Source organism: Paenibacillus enshidis, assembly GCF_042136365.1.
GTDB lineage: Bacteria > Bacillota > Bacilli > Paenibacillales > Paenibacillaceae > Paenibacillus > Paenibacillus enshidis.
In genome coordinates, this window is sequence record NZ_JBHHMI010000096.1 from 1 (window position 1) to 340 (window position 340).

Consider the following 340-nt stretch of genomic DNA (forward strand, 5'->3'; position numbering starts at 1 on the left):
GTGTTTCACTGTTCGTCCAGGATAAAACGTCGTCTGGTTTTGAGTGTCGTAGGTGGTGGCGAGAAAGTTGATTCCCAAATCAATTCCTACAATGTGGTTGACCTTTGTAAGATCCAATTCAGGGAACTCTTTGGTCATGGAAATATGCAAAAACCACTTCTTGTGTTTATACACGAGCTTGGCCGTGCCCCATTTCCACGTGCCGTCAAAGAAGTGCTGCATGCCTCGTTTTCTGTAACGAAGCTTCACTCGTCCGTCCAGTATATTTACGCTAAACTTGTCAACGTTCAAAGAGTAATCTCGATGCCATACCAGATCATATTCAGGACGTTTGAATTGG

General features: G+C 44.1%; 1 pseudogene. It reads right to left on the reverse strand.

Annotated features, from left to right (window positions below):
- Positions 1-340 (reverse strand): annotated as a pseudogene (locus ACE41H_RS25235) (RNA-guided endonuclease InsQ/TnpB family protein); the annotation flags it as partial.